The sequence below is a fragment of the Salinicola halimionae genome, assembly GCF_003206065.1.
GTDB classification, from domain to species: domain Bacteria; phylum Pseudomonadota; class Gammaproteobacteria; order Pseudomonadales; family Halomonadaceae; genus Salinicola; species Salinicola halimionae.
Genome location: NZ_PZJQ01000002.1, coordinates 201,734 through 220,888, shown reverse-complemented (window position 1 = coordinate 220,888; position 19,155 = coordinate 201,734). Strand labels below are relative to the sequence as shown.

General features: G+C 60.0%; 17 protein-coding genes. 9 read left to right on the top strand and 8 right to left on the bottom strand.

All coding sequences use genetic code 11. From position 1 onward, the window contains the following. Window positions 1-60: 60 nt before the first annotated feature. The 3 genes from thiE to DOM27_RS01495 are packed head-to-tail and all read left to right on the top strand — an operon-like array spanning window position 61 to window position 3,677. Window positions 61-759, top strand: a complete 699-nt coding sequence (thiE, locus tag DOM27_RS01505; protein ID WP_110654297.1) for a thiamine phosphate synthase — start codon at window positions 61-63, stop codon at window positions 757-759. A gap of 21 nt (window positions 760-780) precedes the next feature. Beyond that, window positions 781-2,070: a glutamate-1-semialdehyde 2,1-aminomutase gene (gene hemL, locus DOM27_RS01500; protein ID WP_110654296.1), complete on the top strand. Its 1,290-nt coding sequence runs from the start codon at window positions 781-783 to the stop codon at window positions 2,068-2,070. 44 nt (window positions 2,071-2,114) lie between these two features. After that, window positions 2,115-3,677: a bifunctional aminoglycoside phosphotransferase/ATP-binding protein gene (locus tag DOM27_RS01495; protein ID WP_110654295.1), complete on the top strand. Its 1,563-nt coding sequence runs from the start codon at window positions 2,115-2,117 to the stop codon at window positions 3,675-3,677. An 83-nt stretch (window positions 3,678-3,760) separates the two neighbouring features. On the opposite strand, the gene DOM27_RS01490 is transcribed toward DOM27_RS01495, so the two are convergent. Then, window positions 3,761-4,438, bottom strand: a complete 678-nt coding sequence (locus DOM27_RS01490; RefSeq protein ID WP_110654294.1) for a LuxR C-terminal-related transcriptional regulator — start codon at window positions 4,436-4,438, stop codon at window positions 3,761-3,763. A gap of 427 nt (window positions 4,439-4,865) precedes the next feature. Between DOM27_RS01490 and rdgB the strand changes: the two genes are divergently transcribed. The 4 genes from rdgB to DOM27_RS01470 all read left to right on the top strand — a co-directional run bounded on the left by rdgB (window position 4,866) and on the right by DOM27_RS01470 (window position 8,455). Beyond that, a complete protein-coding gene (gene rdgB, locus DOM27_RS01485; RefSeq protein WP_110654293.1) occupies window positions 4,866-5,522 on the top strand; it encodes an RdgB/HAM1 family non-canonical purine NTP pyrophosphatase in 657 nt (218 codons plus the stop codon). 8 nt (window positions 5,523-5,530) lie between these two features. After that, entirely contained in the window at window positions 5,531-6,739 is a 1,209-nt protein-coding gene (gene hemW, locus DOM27_RS01480; protein ID WP_425353279.1) for a radical SAM family heme chaperone HemW, read from the top strand. 76 nt (window positions 6,740-6,815) lie between these two features. After that, window positions 6,816-7,493, top strand: coding sequence for a YiaD family glycine zipper/OmpA-like lipoprotein (locus DOM27_RS01475; protein ID WP_110654895.1), 678 nt, complete (start codon window positions 6,816-6,818; stop codon window positions 7,491-7,493). A 110-nt stretch (window positions 7,494-7,603) separates the two neighbouring features. Next, window positions 7,604-8,455, top strand: a complete 852-nt coding sequence (locus tag DOM27_RS01470; RefSeq protein WP_110654291.1) for a 23S rRNA (adenine(2030)-N(6))-methyltransferase RlmJ — start codon at window positions 7,604-7,606, stop codon at window positions 8,453-8,455. 150 nt (window positions 8,456-8,605) lie between these two features. Here DOM27_RS01470 and ggpS read toward each other — a convergent pair whose 3' ends face one another. The 4 genes from ggpS to DOM27_RS01450 form a co-directional block, all read right to left on the bottom strand. Further along, the gene (gene ggpS / locus DOM27_RS01465) at window positions 8,606-10,885 is read right to left on the bottom strand and encodes a glucosylglycerol-phosphate synthase (protein WP_110654290.1); all 2,280 of its coding nucleotides are present in this window, start codon (window positions 10,883-10,885) and stop codon (window positions 8,606-8,608) included. 94 nt (window positions 10,886-10,979) lie between these two features. Beyond that, window positions 10,980-12,275 carry an MFS transporter gene (locus DOM27_RS01460; protein ID WP_188113666.1) on the bottom strand — a complete coding sequence of 432 codons (1,296 nt, stop codon included), beginning with the start codon at window positions 12,273-12,275 and terminating at the stop codon, window positions 10,980-10,982. A 222-nt stretch (window positions 12,276-12,497) separates the two neighbouring features. Further along, window positions 12,498-13,577 (bottom strand): lipoate-protein ligase LplAB, encoded by a 1,080-nt coding sequence (gene lplAB / locus DOM27_RS01455; RefSeq protein ID WP_110654289.1) that lies wholly within the window; start codon window positions 13,575-13,577, stop codon window positions 12,498-12,500. 113 nt (window positions 13,578-13,690) lie between these two features. Next, window positions 13,691-13,933 carry a DUF1127 domain-containing protein gene (locus DOM27_RS01450; RefSeq protein WP_110654288.1) on the bottom strand — a complete coding sequence of 81 codons (243 nt, stop codon included), beginning with the start codon at window positions 13,931-13,933 and terminating at the stop codon, window positions 13,691-13,693. Between the two features lie 195 nt (window positions 13,934-14,128). On the opposite strand from DOM27_RS01450, the gene DOM27_RS01445 reads away from it, so the two are divergent. Next, complete coding sequence (locus DOM27_RS01445; protein ID WP_110654287.1) at window positions 14,129-15,580, top strand: aminotransferase-like domain-containing protein; 1,452 nt, start codon at window positions 14,129-14,131, stop codon at window positions 15,578-15,580. A gap of 8 nt (window positions 15,581-15,588) precedes the next feature. On the opposite strand, the gene DOM27_RS01440 is transcribed toward DOM27_RS01445, so the two are convergent. Beyond that, window positions 15,589-16,056, bottom strand: a complete 468-nt coding sequence (locus DOM27_RS01440) for an Lrp/AsnC family transcriptional regulator (RefSeq protein ID WP_110654286.1) — start codon at window positions 16,054-16,056, stop codon at window positions 15,589-15,591. A gap of 113 nt (window positions 16,057-16,169) precedes the next feature. Here DOM27_RS01440 and DOM27_RS01435 point away from each other — a divergent pair, with 113 nt between their 5' ends. Further along, window positions 16,170-16,382: a DUF6356 family protein gene (locus DOM27_RS01435; protein WP_110654285.1), complete on the top strand. Its 213-nt coding sequence runs from the start codon at window positions 16,170-16,172 to the stop codon at window positions 16,380-16,382. A 74-nt stretch (window positions 16,383-16,456) separates the two neighbouring features. Here DOM27_RS01435 and DOM27_RS01430 read toward each other — a convergent pair whose 3' ends face one another. Next, entirely contained in the window at window positions 16,457-17,599 is a 1,143-nt protein-coding gene (locus DOM27_RS01430; RefSeq protein WP_110654284.1) for a Fic family protein, read from the bottom strand. A 91-nt stretch (window positions 17,600-17,690) separates the two neighbouring features. Continuing rightward, on the bottom strand, window positions 17,691-19,082 hold the full coding sequence (gene mnmE / locus DOM27_RS01425; protein ID WP_110654283.1) for a tRNA uridine-5-carboxymethylaminomethyl(34) synthesis GTPase MnmE: 1,392 nt from the start codon (window positions 19,080-19,082) through the stop codon (window positions 17,691-17,693). Window positions 19,083-19,155: the final 73 nt, after the last annotated feature.

Genomic DNA, 19,155 nt, shown 5'->3' with positions numbered 1-19,155 from the left:
GGTTCAACCGCCCCTGACGCGCGTATTGATGAGGATTAATCCAGAGTTTATGCAAAAGTTATGCACCGGTTTATGAACAAGGGGCTCTACGCCATCACCGATAGCCAGTTGCTGCCGGATGATCGAACCCTGTTGGCTGCCTGCGAATCGGCACTGGAAGCGGGACTCGTACTGTTGCAGTATCGCGACAAGTCCGCGGATGCCGAACGCCGTCGCCGCCAGGGCGATGCCTTGGCGGCACTATGCGCACGCCATGACGTGCCCCTAATCGTCAACGACGATCTCGAACTGGCGCTACATCTGCAGCAGCGCTGGGGCAAGGTCATCGGGCTGCACGTGGGTCAGGACGACGTGTCGGTTGCGTCCGCCCGAGAACATCTGGGACGTGACGCGATCATCGGCGCCACCTGCCACGACTCCGTGGCATTGGCGAGCGTGGCCGCCGGTGCTGGCGCCAGCTATCTGGCGTTTGGGCGGTTTTTCGCTTCGCGGACCAAGCCGGAGGCCGCGCCGGCGCCGTTGTCGGTACTTGCCGAGGTCGAATCCCTGGGACTGCCCCGGGTGGCGATCGGAGGGATTGATGTCGGCACCGCAGGCCAGGCTCGAGCGGCGGGTGCCGAGATGCTGGCGGTGGTGCATGCGATCTTCGGTATGCCGGATGTCGCCCGAGCGGTGCGTGAACTCAATGCCCGTCTCGCCGACGTGGCGTTATCGAATTCCGCCATCGATGGAAAACCTGTCATCGATCGATGTCAGTAGAACTTTGCTAGAGAGAACACCATGACGACATCCGCCGAACTGTTCGAACGCGCCTGCCGGCACATTCCCGGCGGCGTCAATTCTCCGGTGCGTGCCTTCAAGGGCATGTCGCAGCCGCCGGTCTTCGTCGAGCGGGCCCAAGGCGCCTATCTCTTCGACGTCGAAGGCAAGCGTTATATCGATTACGTGGGCTCATGGGGGCCGATGATCACCGGGCATGCCGATCCGGACGTGCTGAACGCGGTCCGTGAAAGGCTGGATAGCGGGCTCTCCTTCGGCACCCCGACGGCGATCGAGACCACCATGGCCGATCTGATCTGCGAGATCATTCCCTCCATCGACATGGTGCGAATGGTCAATTCCGGCACCGAGGCGACGATGTCGGCGATCCGTCTGGCGCGGGGTTATACCGGACGCGACAAGATCGTCAAATTCGAGGGCAATTATCACGGTCATTCGGATTCGCTGCTGGTCAAGGCGGGATCCGGTGCGCTGACCCATGGCGAGCCCAGCTCCCCTGGGGTACCGGCATCGCTCGCCGAACACACGATTACGCTCGCCTACAATGATATCGAGGCCGTGCATGAGTGTTTCGAAGCGCTGGGCGAGCAGATCGCCTGTATCATCGTCGAGCCGGTAGCCGGCAACATGAACTGCATCCCGCCGCAGCCCGGCTTCCTGGAGGCGCTACGTGAGGTCTGCAACAGCCATGGCAGTGTGCTGATCTTCGACGAGGTCATGACCGGCTTTCGTGTAGCACTGGGTGGCGCCCAGGCGCATTACGACATTACCCCGGATCTCACCTGTCTGGGCAAGATCGTCGGTGGCGGCATGCCGGTCGGTGCCTTTGGTGGCAAGCGCGACATCATGGAGCAGATTTCACCGCTGGGGCCGGTCTATCAGGCCGGTACGTTGTCGGGCAATCCGCTGGCCATGGCCGCCGGTATCACGCTGCTCGAGAAAGTGCGCCAGCCGGGCTTTCACGAGGCGCTCACCACGCGCGTCGAAACGCTGTGTAATGGGCTCGAGGCGAGAGCCCACGATGCCGGTATCGAATTGATCACGCAGCGAGCCGGTGGCATGTTCGGACTCTTCTTCACCGCGCAGCAGCGGGTCGATAACTTTGGCCAGACCATGGCCTGTGATGCCCAGGCGTTTCGCGATTTCTTCACCCTCATGCTGGAAGCTGGTGTCTATCTGGCGCCGTCCGCGTTCGAGGCTGGTTTCATGTCGAGCGCGCACACCCATGACGATATTCAGACGACCTTGATGGCCAGCGAACGCGCTTTCGCCACCATGCGTCAACAATGAGCCACGAATACCACTGATTAACGCCACTGACAGGGAGACGACGCATGAGCCGAACGCTGATACAGGCGCTCAAGGAGAGTGATTGTTTCGATCACCCGATTGGCGCTGTCGAAGTGTTCGAAACCCCCATCTCCTGGGTGGTATCGACGGGCGAATACGCCTACAAGATCAAGAAATCTCTGGATTACGGCAGTTTTCTCGATTTTTCGACACTGGAAAAGCGCCATCGCCTTTGCGAACAGGAAGTCGCGCTGAATCGCCGCGTGGCGCCGGCGCTCTATATCGGCTGTGTGGCAATATCGGGCTCTGAAACGGCACCGCGGGTCAACGATGACAGCGCCCCGATCGAATATGCGGTCAAGATGCGTCAGTTCAGCAGTCGCCATCTGCTGAGCTCTCTGCAGGCCAGCGGAGAACTGTCGGCGGAGCTGATCGACGATCTGATCGATCAACTCGTCGCGCTGCATGAGTCGGCGCCTAGCGTCTCCGGCGATGATCCGCTGGGATCGCCTTCGAGCATTCACGACATGCTGGTCAATGAGTTCGAGACGATCGAGCCGCTGTTGGAATCGCCGCAGGATCTCGAACAGCTGGCCAGCGTGAAGACATTGACGCTCGAGAGTTTTGCACGACTGGAACCGATCCTCGAGTCGCGCTGGAAGAACGGTTTCATTCGAGAGAGCCACGGGGATATTCACCTCGGCAACGCGGTGCAGTTCGAGGGCAAGGCAATCCTGTTCAACGGCATCGAGTTCAATGATCGTCTGCGCTGGTGCGACGTTGCCTGCGAACTCGCCTTTCTGATCATGGATCTGGAAGCCCGTGGTGAGCACGAGTTTGCCCACTATGCGCTCAATCGCTATCTCGAGCTGTCCGGGGATTATCAGACCGTCCGCCTGCTCAATTTCTACAAGCGCTATCGGGCACTGTTGCGAGCGCGGATCGAACTGGTGCGCGATCAGAATGCCGGCGTGATGGACGATCTGCCCGGAGGCGAACCCATCGAAGTGTTCCGCCGCTATTTGATGATGGCCCAGGCGTACAGCGAGTTTCACTTTCCCTATCTGATTCTGGCAGTCGGTGTCTCCGGCAGTGGCAAGAGCCGGTTTACCGAGGAGATCGTGCGACGTCTGGGGGGGGTGCGGATTCGATCCGACGTCGAACGCAAACGGCTATTCGATTTCGCCGCGATGCCCGCCGATGCCGATGCGGTCTACAGCGATGCGTCCACCGACCAGACCTACCGGCGTCTTGCCGATCTGACGGGCACGGTACTCGAGGCGGGTTTACCAGTGTGTATCGATGCGACGTGTCTGTTGCTGGAACAGCGTAAACGGCTTCGCTTCGAGGCGGAGAAGCGTGGGCTGCCCGTACTGATCGTCAGTTTTGAAGCCGATCAGGCCACGCTCAGAGCGCGTATCGTCAAACGTGCCAGGCGCAGCGGGGAGTCATCGGAGAGAAGCCTTGCGATTCTGGAGCAGCAACTGCAACGCTTCGAGTCGTTCGCCAGTAACGAGACAACCCATCTGGTCCATCTCGACACGACGGCCCCCGATGCCAATTTGACGCTGGCCTCGTTGATTCAGGAACGGATGCGGCTGAACTAAAAAATTCCCGGGAAAGCCACTGGGAGATGGCTTTCCGGGGAATCAGATAAGGCTCGTTACGGCGTACGGCTGGCTAGGTGCGCTCAGCGACGCCCACTCGCGTAGCGCGAGGCCATCACCGGGATCGTGCCCAGGTTCTGGCGCGCCCAGTTGGTGGCCTGAATGCGGTTGTGAACGTTGATCTTGCGGAACAGGTTGTAGAGATGCGATTTCACCGTGTGCTCGCTCACGAACAACTTTTCCGCGATTTCCGTATTGCTGGCGCCGGAAACCAGCAGCGTCACGATTTCGAGCTCACGCCGTGTCAGACCGCACACCGGCCGGTATGTATTGACCTGTTGACGACGATAGAAGTCGATCAACATGGCGGAAAGGGGGCGAGAGATCCACAGCTCGCCCCCCAGTAACTGGACGATACCTTTGCAGATCAACTCGAGGTTGTCCTGACGGTAGAAGACGCCGCGGAGATGGATGCCAATCAGCAGCTCCATGACCTGCTTGTTATCGCGGACGTTGAAGGCGGATAGAATGATTGCGCTGCTTTCTTCCGCGCGAGTATTCCAGGCCAGCAAGTCTTTTTCCTGAACGTGGTCTCCATCCAGAAGTACCAGAACCCGGCGCCCCTCTGCTACGGGAAAGCGCTCCTGGGGGCTGAGTGCCGACACGCGGCATCCGGTTTTCTGATGGATGTAGTCCAGAAATAGGACGGATTGTGAGTTGCAATCCGTAACAAGAACGATATCGGTATTTTCGATGTTCATGGTCTGATCCCTTCGAAGGATTTTAATTAGTGTTTTACTTTTTTCGTTGCAACCCCTAGCTGAGTAACCTACCGCATTCCATGTTTTTGGGAGCTCAATAATGTTAATAAAACCCATCCGTTGTAAATATACTGCATCTAACTTTCAGCAAAGTGACAGCCTGGACACAATTAAGATGGCGGTAAGGTTTCAAAAAAATCATTATCTATCAAACATTTGAAGACAAAGTTGCAATTTAAAGTTACAGAGAGACGTTTCCATTCCGAGAAAAAGCACGCTTTCTTCGCGGGTTGGTAAGAATAGTGGCTAACCAAAGAGGTGAGTTTTCTCATCCCTGTCGGGAATGGGAAATTCATGGGCTAGGCTCGCGGTTGCTATGCCCGACTCGCCGAGCCCCGTAGAATGAACGTTTTGGCAGGAAATCGTCATGAGTGTGGATAGCGGAAATCTGGTCATCGCCAGCGGCAACCCTGGGAAACTGTCTGAATTTCAGCAGCTTTTAGGACCGCTGGGTCTAAGCGTGCAGCCACAATCCGATTTTGGGTTGAACGGTGTCGAGGAGACGGGACTGACCTTTGTCGAAAACGCGATACTCAAGGCCCGGGCCGCTGCCAAGGTCAGCGGCCTGCCAGCACTGGCAGACGACTCGGGGTTGGCAGTCGATGCCTTGTCGGGTGCGCCAGGCATCTACTCGGCGCGCTATGCCGATACGACGAAGAGCGGCGAATCTCAGGACAAGGCCAATAACGACAAGCTGCTGGCGGCACTCAAGGACGTTGCCGAAGGGATGCGCACGGCGCGTTACTGGTGTGTATTGGTCTATCTGCGTCATGCCGATGATCCGGTGCCGCTGATCGTCCAGAGCGACTGGAAAGGGGACATCCTGGCCTACCCACGCGGCAATGGTGGTTTTGGCTACGACCCGCTGTTCTGGATTCCGGAAAGCGGCATGAGTGTCGCCGAACTCAGCGGCGACGAGAAAAACCGATTGAGCCACCGCGGGCGGGCGCTGCAGGCGCTGATGGAGCAGCTCAAGGACTCCGAACTGCTCAAAAATTCAGAGCAGCTCCAGGGACTAGGGTAGTTCAGGAAATGATGGTCTTACCGCCACTGGCTCTCTATATCCACGTGCCCTGGTGCGTCCGCAAATGCCCGTACTGCGACTTCAATTCGCACGGCGTGGGTCGCGGCGCCGAACTTCCCGAGATTCGCTATGTCGAGGCGTTGCTGGCCGATCTTGAGCATGATCTGCCGGCGGTGCAGGGTCGCGAGATCGTCTCCATCTTCATTGGCGGAGGAACGCCGAGCCTGTTTTCCGCCGCGGCGTATCAACGTCTGTTCGACGGGTTGCGTCAGCGGCTGACGTTCGCCGCCGATATCGAGATCACGCTGGAAGCCAATCCGGGGACGGTGGAGCAGGCCCGCTTCGAAGGCTATCGCCAAGCCGGTATCAATCGGCTATCCATTGGAATACAGAGCTTTGCAGCGGGCCAGCTCGAAGCGCTGGGGCGCATCCACAGCGGGGAAGAGGCGGTTCGTGCGATGCGCAGCGCACAGGATGCCGGCTTCGACAACGTCAATCTGGATCTGATGCACGGTTTGCCCGGGCAGACGCTGGAGACGGCGCTTGAGGATATCGAACAGGCGCTGGCGCTCGAACCCACGCACCTGTCGTGGTACCAACTGACGTTGGAACCGAATACCGAATTTTTCTCCCATCCGCCGTCGCTACCCGATGAAGAGCGACTGTGGGATATCCAGGACGCCGGTCATGCCTTGATCGAGTCCAACGGCTTGTCGCGCTACGAGATATCCGCCTACGCCCGGCCTGGGCGGCAGGCGCGGCACAACCTCAACTACTGGCGCTTCGGCGACTATCTTGGCATCGGTGCCGGCGCGCACGGCAAGCTGTCGTCCATTGGCCCGCAAGGCGAATGGCGCATTGAACGCCGCTGGAAAACTCGGCAGCCGGAGTCCTACCTGCGTCGTTTGAATGACCCACGCGGCTTCGTGGCCGGCGGACAGCAAGTGGACGGCAATGTACTACCGCTGGAATTCCTGATGAACGCGCTGCGTCTGGTCGAGGGAGTGAATGCCGAGGATTGGGAAAACCATACCGGCCGGGCGTTGTCTGAACTCACGCCGCGGTTGGAGACGGCACGACTTAAGGGGCTATTGCGGGACACGCCGTCACGGCTGCAAGCGAGCCCGCAAGGCCTGTTATTCTTGAATGACTTGCTCGCGCTGTTCGATGAAGAGAGTTCGACGAAGCGCGTTGATCCTCGGGCAACAGCCGGGTAATGATGGATCCGTCGTCACGTTCTTCTCGATACGACGTGGCGAGTCGCAAGCAAGGAGCTCCTCGAGCATGAAGATGATGAAGAAGACGTTCTGGTTGTCCATTCCGGTTGCCATGGCCGTCGGAATGACCGGCTGTGCTTCCAACGGCCCGGACAATCAGCAGCAAGGTGGTAGCCACACCAAAACCTGGAGCGGCGCTGGCATTGGTGCCGTGGCTGGCGCCGTCGCTGGCGCATTGACCGGGGATGGTGGCAGCAGTACGCGGGATCGCGCTCTGATCGGTGCGGCCGCGGGCGCCGCGATGGGTGGCGGAGTCGGTGCCTACATGGATTCGCAGGAGAAAGAATTGCGTAACCGCCTCGACGGCACGGATATCGGTGTCGAGCGTGATGGCAATAATCTGATCCTCAATATGCCGAGCAGCGTGACCTTCGACGTCGATGCCAGTGATCTGCAGACACCGGCACGCCAGGCGCTCAACGACGTCAACGCGGTGCTGCGCGCCTATCCGGAGACCCGCATCAATGTCGGGGGTTACACCGACAGCACCGGGTCAGATAGCTATAACCAGAAGCTCTCCGAGCGTCGTGCGCAGTCGGTAGCCACTTACCTCGAGCAGGGTGGCGTAGAGTCCGGACGTATCAACTCGGTGGGCTACGGCGAGACGAATCCGGTTGCCAGTAACGATACCAACGCCGGTCGGTCGCAGAATCGCCGCGTCGAGATCACGCTGACGCCGACACAGCAGTCCTGAGGTAATCGATGTCGCGATCGGTACGCTTGTCATAGGCATGTCGATCGATACCTCGATCTCGAGTTCGGGCGCAATCTTCGGGTTGCGCCCGTTTGATTGGATGGATTCTCATGCTTGCCTATCAGCACGCCTACCACGCCGGAAATTTCGCCGATGTGCATAAACATCTGGGTTTGAGGCAACTCGTTCGAGCGCTGACACACAAGTCATCGGCGATCAGTTTCGTCGATACCCATGCCGGGCGGGGGCTTTATCCGTTGACGGCACCGGAGACTCAGAAGCTCGGTGAATACCGTCAGGGCGTCGAGCGGTTGTGGCAACGCCGTCGCGGTTTGGCGGTGGATTCGCCGATCGGAGAGTGGTTGGCGGCGCTCGAGACGCTGCAGACCGGCGCCGAGTTGAGCCGCTACCCCGGGTCGCCATGGTGGCTGGGGGCCAAGTTACGGGCGCAGGATCGTCTCACGCTGTTCGAACTTCATCCTGGCGAGCATCGGCACCTGACGGATCAAGCCTTGCCGGCGGATGCCGCGGTGCAACGCCGGCATGCCGATGGCCTAAAAGGGTTATCCAAGCTGGTACCGGTCGCCACCCCACGGCTGTGCGTGCTGATCGATCCCAGTTACGAGAGAAAAGAAGAATACGAAGAGGTTGCCGAGACGCTGATTCAAGTCGTGCGCAAGGTCCGTCATGCGGTGGTACTGGTGTGGTATCCGCTGTTGCCGGCCGGACGCCATCAGACAATGCTGGCCATGCTACGCGACGCGGGAATTCCGAAACTTTGGCGTAGTGAACTGCAGATACGCGAGCCTACCGCCGAGCGGGGAATGTACGGTAGCGGGTTGTTGATGCTCAATCCGCCCTGGCAGCTCGATCAGACTCTCGACGGGGCCTTCTCCGAACTGGCCCCGATGCTGGCGAACGGCGCCAGCCATCATAGCGAGTGGTGGACCGGCGAGGTGTGATGGCGGCGTCGAACGCCGCCATCAAATACATCTACAGCGCCCCGAAGGCGGGGCTCATCCTACAACGTCCCGAAGCCGGCGTTCTTCCTATAGCACGCCGAAGCTGGCGTTCTCTCTACGGCGCCCCGAAGATGGCGCTTGCCGCCGAGTCTAGACCAGGTCCGTCGAGGGATTGACGGGACTTTCGGTGCCTTCGGGCTCCTCTCCTTTGATCGCGGCGATGAACTCGTCGCCCCAGCGTCGAATATCGTTGTAGCTGACGATATCGTTGAGCTGACGCAGACGAGCCTCGGCATCCGCTCGTGGCAGATTGAGGGCCAGATAGCAGGTTCTAGCAAGATCGCGCCGATCGTGCGGATTGGTCAGAATCGCCCCTTTCAATTCGGCGGCGGCACCTGCGAATTCCGACAGCACCAGAACCCCGCAACCTTGAGTCATGCCCTGGGTGGCGGCGAACTCCTTGGCGACCAGATTGAGACCGTCGCGCAGGGGTGTAATCCACATCACGTCGGCCATGGCGTACCAGGCCACGACTTCTTCGAACGGGAAACCGCGGAAGTAGAACTGCACCGGCGTCCAGCCCACGTCGGCGAAGCGGCCATTGATGTGGCCGATGGTCTGCTCGATCTGTGTCTGTAGCTCGTTGTAGATCGTCATTTCCCGTGCGGCGGGCACGCAGATGCTGACCAGTGTCACCTTGCCGCGCAGCTCCGGGTTCTCGTCGAGCAGCAGCTCGTAGGCCTGCAGTTTTTCGAGAACGCCCTTGGTGTAGTCAAGGCGTTCCACTGACAGGATCAGCTTGACGCCGCTGAATTCTTCTCTCAGTTCCGCCATGCGCGAACTGGCCCCGTCCTGCTCCAACGCATTGCGGATTCGGCCGATGTCCAGTCCGACCGGGTGTGCGCCCAACCGCACGACACGAGAGCCGGTGTCGACCGCCGTGGTCATCGTCTCCAGGCCGACGGCACAGCCGTAGGTCAGAAAGCGCGGTGCGCAGCTCTGCCGCGATAGCGTGGTCAGTGGTACGACGCCGCGGGCAACATCGACGAAGTTCTCGACCTGACGCGGAATATGAAAGGCCACGTAATCGCACTGCAACAGACTGCCGATGATCTCGCGGCGCCACGGCAGCACGTTGAAAACGTCCGCCGACGGGAAATAGGTGTGGTGGAAGAATGCGATCCGTAGATCCGGGCGCATCTCGCGCAGGTACGCCGGTACCATCCACAGGTTGTAGTCGTGAATCCAGATCAGTGCGCCCTCGGCGGCTTCTTCGGCCGTGCGTTCGGCGAAGGCGCGGTTGACCTCGCAGTAGACTTCCCAGTCGTCTTCACGGAAATGCGCGCGTTCCCAGAAGGTGTGCAGCGTTGGCCAGAAGGCCTCCTTGGAGAAGCGCTTGTAGAAGGTATCGACCTGGACCTTGGTCAGTGGCACGCGTGCCGCCGTCAACAGCGGATACTGCTTGGCATCGACACTGGTATGGGTAACGAAATCCTCTTCGTCGTCCTCCTCGTAGATCGACCATGCGATCCACGAGCCACGCTGGTCGGCGAAGAAGCTCAGCAATGTCGGGATGATGCCGTTGGGTGAGGTTGGGCGGCGACGCTGAATCTTGCCGTCGACCCGGTACTCTTCATAGGGCAGGCGATGGTAGACCATGACCAGTTCGGCCTTGCCGGTCTGCGTCTCGTCGCGCCGGTTTTCCGCCGCGATACCATGGGCGCCGAGAAAGCCGAAATGGGCGAACGCCTCGATGATGCCGGCACAACCGGTTTCCACGGCATGCATTACGCGGGTCTGGTTCTGCGTCTGCTCGAGTAGCGCGGGCTCCGAACCACCGACACAGACCGACTTGAATCCGGCAGTCAGCATGGCGAGATCGTTCATGGTGTCGCCGGCGACCAGCACGTCCTCGTCGTCGATCTCTATCCATTCGACCAATTTCTTCAGACTACTACCCTTGTTGACGCCCTTGGGGAGGAAGTCCAGATAGCGGCCGGCCGAGTAGAGCATTTCACAATCCAGCTCTTGCGCCAGTCTCGTCAGAGCTTCGTCCTTGGCATGCTCCGGCGGGCAGTAGTAGGAGCAGCGACGTAGCTGCGGTTCATCCTGACGCACGATCTCGGGAAAGCGCTGCATGGCGCTGGCGATACGTGATTCACCGGGCCAGCGCGCATCGATCTCGTTCTGCAATGGCTGAATGGATTGCAGGCTGTCGCCGTAATAAAGGCTGGCACCGACATCGGCGACAATATAGTCCGGCTGAGGCAGTGTGGGATCCGACAGCAGTGGAAGGATCGCCTCGAGGCTGCGGCCACTGATATAAGCGAGCTTGATATCCGGGTGTGCGGCGATGGTTTGATAGAGGCTGAGGCGGGCTTCGGGGTCGCCGCCAAGAAAAGTCCCGTCGAGATCGGTTGCAAGTAACATGTTTTCCTCCTGCCCGGTCTCGAAGGACCGGATCGATTTTCCCTGCGCGAGCCGTTCATGCGTTCGTCGAATGACTTGGGGCCCAGATTCTGGGTCAGGCCTTGCCGGCCATTTCGACGATTCGCTGGCGTTCGTGCTCTTCATAGAAACTGGGGTCGCCGAACAGATCCTTCTGAACGTCGTCGTACATCATCTCCAGGGCCTGGCTGCTGGTCGGTGTCATGGGTTCGAAATGGGCCGTCTCGCCGCTGACCAGGACCGACACGCGGCGACGACGATAAATGGCATAGCCCGCCAGCAGTGCCATGACCGTGGCAATGTAGATTGGCAGGCCCTGATCGCCAACGCTATGCATGATGACCCCGGCGAGAATGGGGGCGATGGCACTTCCGGCACCCTGAACGACCAGCATATCAGCTGAGCCGGCGACGATTTCGTCAGGATGCAGCTGGTCGACCAGTTGGGCCACGGCAATCGGGTAGATCGAGAACGACAGGCCGCCCCACACGAAATATAACGCCAGAAGCGTCATCTGGTTGGGCGCGAACGGCATGGCGGCGGCGACGATCGCGGCGAGTATCACCACGCAAGTCATCACGCGGGGCCGATCGTGCTTGTCGGAAAAGCGCCCGATCGGTATCTGCAGCAAAGCGCCGCCGAGAATTGCGCAACTCATCACCACGCCGATGCCGGCGACGTCGAACCCGACGCTTCGCGCGTAGACCGGTGTCAGGGTCCAGAACGCGCCCATCGCGAGCCCGGACATTGCCGAAGCCGCCACGGCCAGCGGCGCGAACCCCAGCAGCGCTTTGAGACTGCTCTTGGGCCGCGCGGGGATGACGGGCTGACTGCGTTTGGTGATCGTGATCGGCAACAGAGCCCAACTGATCAGAATCGAGGTGAGCGCGAACAGCAGGAAGCCGTCCGGGGAGTCCAGTCGCAGGATCTGCTGGGCAATGGCCAGCGCTCCCAGATTGACCACCATGTAGATCGCAAAGACCCGGCCTCGCTGGTGGCTGGCGGCCTGACTATTGAGCCAGCTTTCGATTACCGTCATCAATGTGATGAACGAAAGACCGTAGATCACCCTGAGGCCCAACCAGATCCAGGGGTTGATGAATATCAGGTGGAGCAGAGCGGACGACGCGCAGATACCGGCACAGAAGGCGAACGTGCGGATGTGGCCCATGCGCCGAATCAGACGACCGCTGATCCAGGTACCGCCGATGAACCCGATGAAGTATCCGGACATGATGAGGCCGATCAGGCTGGTCGAAAAACCTTCGTCGGCACCACGCAGTGTCAGCAGTGTGTTGATCAGGCCGTTGCCGAGCAGTAGCAGCGCTACGCTACCCAACAGTGCACGAATGGGTCGCAACAACGACCACATAGCTCTCTCCTTGCGATTGCTTGAATGCATCCATGCAGTAAACGTGCCGAGAGGGCGGTGAATCAGAAAAATCGCCGCTATTATAATATGATATTATCGTCGCGGAATTTTAACCTTATCAGATGTTATCAGCCGAAGCGCACCACACTGGTGCTCACCCAATCGTCAAGGAAGCTGACCCGATTCAGCTTAGCAGTAGTGGTCCAGACGGGGGCGGCGATTTCAAGGCACGCGGCGCAGCCATGCCGCGCTGGCGAATTTATCGTTGACCAAGGCATGGGCCGCGTTCAGCTCGTCCTGGGTCAATGAATCCGGTTCCAGTGTGAAACGTGCGGCGAATGAGTCGATCATGCGCTGGATGATCGTCTCGCGATTCAGCCCGGTCTGACGCTTGAGCGGATCGACACGTTTTCCGGCGCTGGTGGTGCCTTTGTCGGAGAGCTTTTCGCGGCCGATCCGCAGCACGCGGGTCAGTTTTTCGGCGTCGATGTCGTATGCCATGGTGACGTGGTGCAGTACGGCCCCGTTGATTCGTTTCTGAGCGGCGCCGGCGATCTTGCCGCCGGGAGAGGTGATGTCGTTGATCGGCACATACCAGGCCGTGATGCCCATATCGCCCAGCGCCTGAATCACCCAGTCATCGAGAAAAGCGTAGCTCTCGACGAAGGTGAGCCCCTGCACCAAGGTTTCCGGCACGATCAGCGACCAGGTGATGGTGTTGCCCGGCTCGACGAACATCGCACCGCCGCCGCTGATGCGACGCACGACCTCGATATCCGCCTCGCGGGCCGCAGCGGCGTCGACCTCATTGGTCAGCGACTGGAACACGCCGATGATGATCGCCGCGCGATCCCACTCCCAGACGCGCAGCGTCGGGCCGCGGTGTCCGGCTGCCACTTCACGGGTCAGGACTTCATCGAGTGCCATGTGCAGTAGCGGCGATTCCGGCGCCCGATGAATCAGGCCGAAGCGATGATCTCGCCAATCCGAGGTCTGTGAGAGCGCGCGCCGAACCACGGTAGCAATGGCGGGCACCGAAAGCCCGACCATCTCTGTCTGCGGCGGCAGCGCGGATCGAATCCTGGCGATCAGCGTACTGGCATCGGCGTCGATCGCCGCCCCCTCGAGGGCACGGTCGATCGTCTCCAGCGCCTCGTCGGGCTCGAGAAAGAAATCCCCGGACAGCTGCACCGAGGCCAACCGGCCCTCTCGGACGGTGACATCCGCGACCAGCAATTTTCCACCCGGCACCTTGTACTCGCCGTGATGTACGGTTTCACGACCCGCATTCGACTCCGTCATTCCGGCTCCTCGAGCAGCGCTGTTCGAGGAGCCAGTATAGCGTCCACTTACGGTGATACATGACAATCAGAGCTTGAAAGCCCTTGACCCGATACCGCCCTTTCGTAAAGAACCTACCGCCAGAAAGCCTGCTGAATCTCCTGTCGGGCCTGGGCTGGTGTCAGGCCGATGTCCTTCAACTGCCGCTCATCCAGTTTTGCCAGTTGCTGGCGTGTGCGCCAGCGTTGCCATGGGCTCGGGCGATAAGGACGAGGAAGGGGGAAACGGTCTGAATCGGGAATGGTGCTCGATTTGGACCTCAGCCATTGACGGCGGATGAAGGCCAGAGAACTCGGGGAAAACAGGGGAAGATGCATGACGGAACTCCCGGTTGCTGAACGATGGGTTCAGGGTACGGAGTGACGTCTTCGTCATACAGATCCAGAAAATCGAAACTTTGGCAATACAGATGGCGTTGATGGTCTTCTGTATGTTGCATATTGATGAAATCTGTATCGTGTCATCACACCGTCGACCATACACAATGGGCCGAGCCCTGACGGAGATGTTTCATGCACCGCTACGAACGACTGGCCGAACATCTACGTGAGCGTATTCAGGCGGGCTACTATCGGCCCGACGATCGGCTGCCGTCGGTTCGAGCGCTGGCAGCAGCGCACGGCGTCAGCCTCTCCACCGTTCAGCAGGCGTATCACCAGCTCGAGGATGCGCAGATGATCGAGGCGCGACCCAAGTCCGGTTACTTCGTCTCTCCGCGGCGAGAGCGCCCGACGCCTCCGCCAGTGGGACGCACGGCGCAGCGACCGGTCGAGGTGTCGCAGTGGGAGCAGGTTCGTGAAGGGACCTGTATCTTGCCGGATACCGAGGTCCTCCATCTGGGTCGAGGCATGCCCGATATCGATGCGCCGACGCTGAAGCCGTTGCTGCGGGCGCTCTCACGTGTCAGTCGCCGTCAGGACCTGGTCGGTTTGAACTATGACACCCTGCATGGTCGTCTGGAGTTGCGCGAGCAGATCGCCAGACTCGCGATTGGCCACGGCTGTCGACTGCATCCGGAGGAACTGGTCGTGACCACCGGCTGCCACGAAGCGATCTCGATCGCCATGCGTGCCGTGTGCGAACCCGGCGGCATCATTGCCGTGGATTCACCCAGTTTCTACGGCGCACTGCAGGCGATTCGGGCTTACGGCATGAAGGCGATGGAAATACCCACCGATCCCGAACACGGTATCAGTCTGGAAGCGCTGGAACTGGCATTGGAGCAATGGCCGATCCGTGCTATCCAGATCACGCCGACCTGTAATAACCCACTGGGCTATACCCTATCGATCGAGCGTAAACGGGCGCTCTATGCGTTGGCGCAACGCTTCGACGTGGCGATCATCGAAGACGATGTCTACGGTGATCTCACCTATGCGTTTCCACGGCCACCGACGATCAAATCCTTCGACGACGATGGCCGCGTGCTGCTGTGCAGCTCATTTTCCAAAACGTTGGCACCGGGCCTTCGTCTTGGCTGGATGGCGCCGGGGCGTTATCTCGAACGTGCCCTGCACATGAAATACGTGGGCACCGGATCCACGGCGACGCAGGGGCAGATGGCGGTCGCCGAGTTCATCCGGGAAGGCCATTTCGAGCCGCATCTGAGAAAGATGCGGGCGCAGTACCAGCGCAATCGCAACGCCGCGCTGGATCTGATCGTCGATGCGTTTCCCGCAACCACCCGGGTTAGCTATCCCGAGGGCGGCTTCATGCTGTGGCTGGAGTGCGATCCACGAATCGATACCGTCACGCTCAACACGCGGTTGATGACGGAAGGCATTCGTATCGCGCCCGGCGTCATGTTTTCCGCGACCGGCAAGTACCGCCACTGTCTGCGGATCAACTACACCCTCCTCGACGAACCCATGAAGACGGCGCTGCGAAGGATCGGGGAGCTGGTGGGCGAAACACTGGGCGAATACAGGGAGACTCTCGCACCTGGCCCGATGCAGCCGGCCTAGCGAGCCGATCAGAGGGGCAGGGGCAGCCGTGTCGTGCTCTTGATCTCTTCCATCACGAAAGAGGCCGAGACGTCGGCCAGCGAGACCCGCGCGATCAGACGCTGGTAGAGCCGATCATAGGCTTTGACGTCGGGGATACGCGCGCGCAGCACATAGTCGAGCTCGCCGCTGGTTCGCCATACATCGACGATCTCCGGCAGGGTTTCGACCGCATCTCTGAAGGCATCCAGCCATGCCGGATCGTGACGATTGGTACGGATCTGGATCAATACCGTAAGGCCGCAGCCGACCCGCTCGGGATCCAGCAGCGCGACTCGCCCGCGAATCACGCCGCGTGACTCGAGCGCCTTGACGCGACGCCAGCAGGCATTGCGGGAGAGATTCACGTGTTCCGACAGCGCCTCGACCGAGAGCGTGCCATCCTGTTGCAGCGCATCGAGAATGCGGTGATCGAAGTTATCCAGTTCAGGTTTCATGATGGGATATATATCCCAAAATTTCGTTGTCGGAAAGGAAGATTGGGATAAATATGGCTCTTTAGTGGAATAAGATAGGTGACATTCGATTGTCACCAGCCTGGAGCCACGATATGTCCGTTCGACTCACTCGCCTGTTTACCGATCACCCCGCCTCCGTCGAGGAAAGCTACTTCGAGCATTTGTGTTTTGCCGGTGTCTTCGCCGGCCAATTATGGCTGGCCGGTCTGGCCGCATTGATCCACGCCGTGCTGCCGTTCCTGTTCGAATCCACGGCCAGTCGAATCATCACCCAGCTTCATGCGCGGCTTCAGCGGCGGCATTGAGTGGCCTCACGCAATGACCCTCATTGAACGGGGGGCCGGCCCAGTGTGCTTTTCCGGACTGGTTAGGTAACCGCTCATCTTGTTTCCTCGCCATAGACTCGATACCGCGTACTCCGCCCACCACCAGGCAGTGGTGCCAGACAGTCCTTCGCCACCAAGTCCTGCAGGTGGCGTGTTGCAGTGGCTTTACTGACCTTGGTCACCTTCTGGTACTGAGAAGCACTGATACCGTCCTCGAAGCCACGCTCGCCACCTCCGAGGAGGCGCTCCAGGACTTTGATCTGCGCGTCCGACAAAGATGTTCGAGCATGACGCTGCCAAAACCGCTGACGTTTGAGCGTGCGCTCGATCTTGGCGATGGCCTCGCTCATCGCGGCTTCCAGGGTTTCCAGGAACCAAACCAACCACTGGGTGATATCCAGACCATCGCGTTGAGTAGACTCCAGCACGGTGTAGTAGCCGCTGCGTCTCGCCATGATCGCTTCTGACATGGCGTAAAGTCTGATGCTTTGCGCTTCGGCCTGAGCCAGAGCACGGTCGGTCAGCGCTCGGGTCAGGCGTCCATTGCCGTCCTCGAACGGGTGCAGCGTGATCAGGTAAAGGTGACATAATCCGGCGCGAATCAGGGGGTCCAGCGCGTTATCGTCAAGACTTGCGTTGAACCAATCGACGAAGCGTGTCAGTTCTGCTTCCAGGCTAGTGGCCGGGGGCGCTTCGAAGTGGACTCTGGGTTGGTCGATGCGCCCCGAAACCACCTGCATTGGTCCATCGTCGTCCTGGCGCATTTGTCCGGCGGCGATAGGGTGCAATAGTCCTGGGTCCGGGAACAGCAGCGTGTGCCAGCGCAGTAATGTGTCGGGTGTCAGTGGTGTTTGCAGGGTAGTGACAGCCTCGAGCATTAGCTCTGCCAGCCCTTCGGAACGCTGCGAGACGGGATAGGCCGATGCCTCGCTCAGCCCCATTCGCCTAGCCAGGGAAGATCGCAGCGACTGTACATTCAATCTTTCGCCTTCGATGGCGGAAGAATTCACGATGTTGGTCAACAGTGTATCTAGCGCTTGCGCCGGGTGCGCTGGATCACCGGGGGGATTCAAACCCAGCAGCTCGCCTTGGCGCAGCGTAGTTTTACGCAGCACTGGCAATACGATTTCTGACTGCCAGTGGAATGTCGGCCACTGCGCTTTTTGCCAGATCCACTGGTCTGAGGGAGTGATCATGGCGCTGCTCGCTTGTTCAATGAGCCGAAAGCATAGCATATTCGGCTCAAATTATGAGCCGAATAGAGGTTCTATTCAGCTCATCGCCGACTCATTTACCGATGCAGAAGCTGCCGAAAATCTCGCCAAGCAGGTCGTCGGCGGTGAACTCGCCGGTAATCTCGTTGAGCGACTGCTGGGCTTCGCGAAGGTCCTCGGCGAGCAGTTCGCCGGCAGCGGCGCCTTCGAGCTGTGCCGTGCCGTTGGCCAGCGCCTGCGCGGCGCGCTCCAGCGCATCGAGATGACGGCGGCGAGCGGAAAAGCGGCCCTCGGTGGTGGCGTCGAACCCCATTACCGCCTTGAGATGGGTCTTCAGGTTATCCACACCCACTCCGGTTTCGGCCGACATCCGAATCACCGGAGGCGTTGTGGATAGATCGAAGTCGCTGCCTTCGCCGCTCTGATCGATCTTGTTGCGTACCAGCGTCAATCGGCCAGGATCGGGTAGTCGTTCGACGAATTCCGGCCAGATCTCCTTGGGGTCGAGTGATGACGTCTCGCGTCCGTCGACCAGCAGCAGTACGCGATCGGCCTTCTCGATCTCCGCCCAGGCGCGCTGAACGCCGATTTTTTCCACCGCATCCGGCGTGTCGCGCAAGCCGGCGGTATCGATCACGTGCAGCGGCATGCCGTCGAGATGAATGTGCTCACGCAGCACGTCGCGGGTAGTGCCTTCGATCTCGGTGACGATAGCGCTATCGCGCTCGGTCAAGCGGTTGAGCAGGCTCGACTTGCCGGCGTTGGGCCGCCCGGCGATCACCACGTTCATGCCTTCGCGCATCAGCGAGCCTTGATTGGCGGCGGCGCGCACGCTCTCCAGGGTCTGGCGCAATGTCGCCAGCCTGGCGGCAACCACGCCGTCGGCCAGAAAGTCGATCTCCTCTTCGGGAAAATCGATGGCTGCCTCGACGTAGAGGCGGAGCGCAATCAGTTCGCCGACCAGCTGTGAAACGCGTTGCGAGAACTCGCCCTGCAACGAGCGTAAAGCGTTCTCTGCGGCGGCCCGGGAGCTGGCGTCGATCAGATCGGCGATGGCCTCGGCCTGGGCCAGATCGAGCTTGTCATTGAGAAACGCGCGTTCAGAGAATTCCCCTGGACGGGCCAGTCGCGCGCCCAATTGCACGCAGCGTTCCAGCAGCATGTCCATCAGAACCGGGCCGCCGTGTCCCTGAAGTTCTAGCACGTCTTCACCGGTGAAGGAGTGGGGGCCGGGGAAATAGAGCGCGATACCCTCGTCGATGACGCTGGCATCGCCCTGAAATACCCCATAGTGCGCGTGGCGAGGCGTCGGTCGGTGGCCGAGAATGGTTTCCGCCAAGGCATTCGCCGACGGCCCGGAGACGCGCACGATGCCGACGCCGCCGCGCCCCGGAGGCGTGGCCAGAGCAGCGATGGTGTCCTGGCGGTAAAGCGGAGCGTTGGTAGACGGGGACGGCGCGTTCATGACGGTCTCCAGTGGGTTCGTTCGATAACGGATGGATAAGTCAGCATTATCCGGCGGACAGGATCGGATAGTG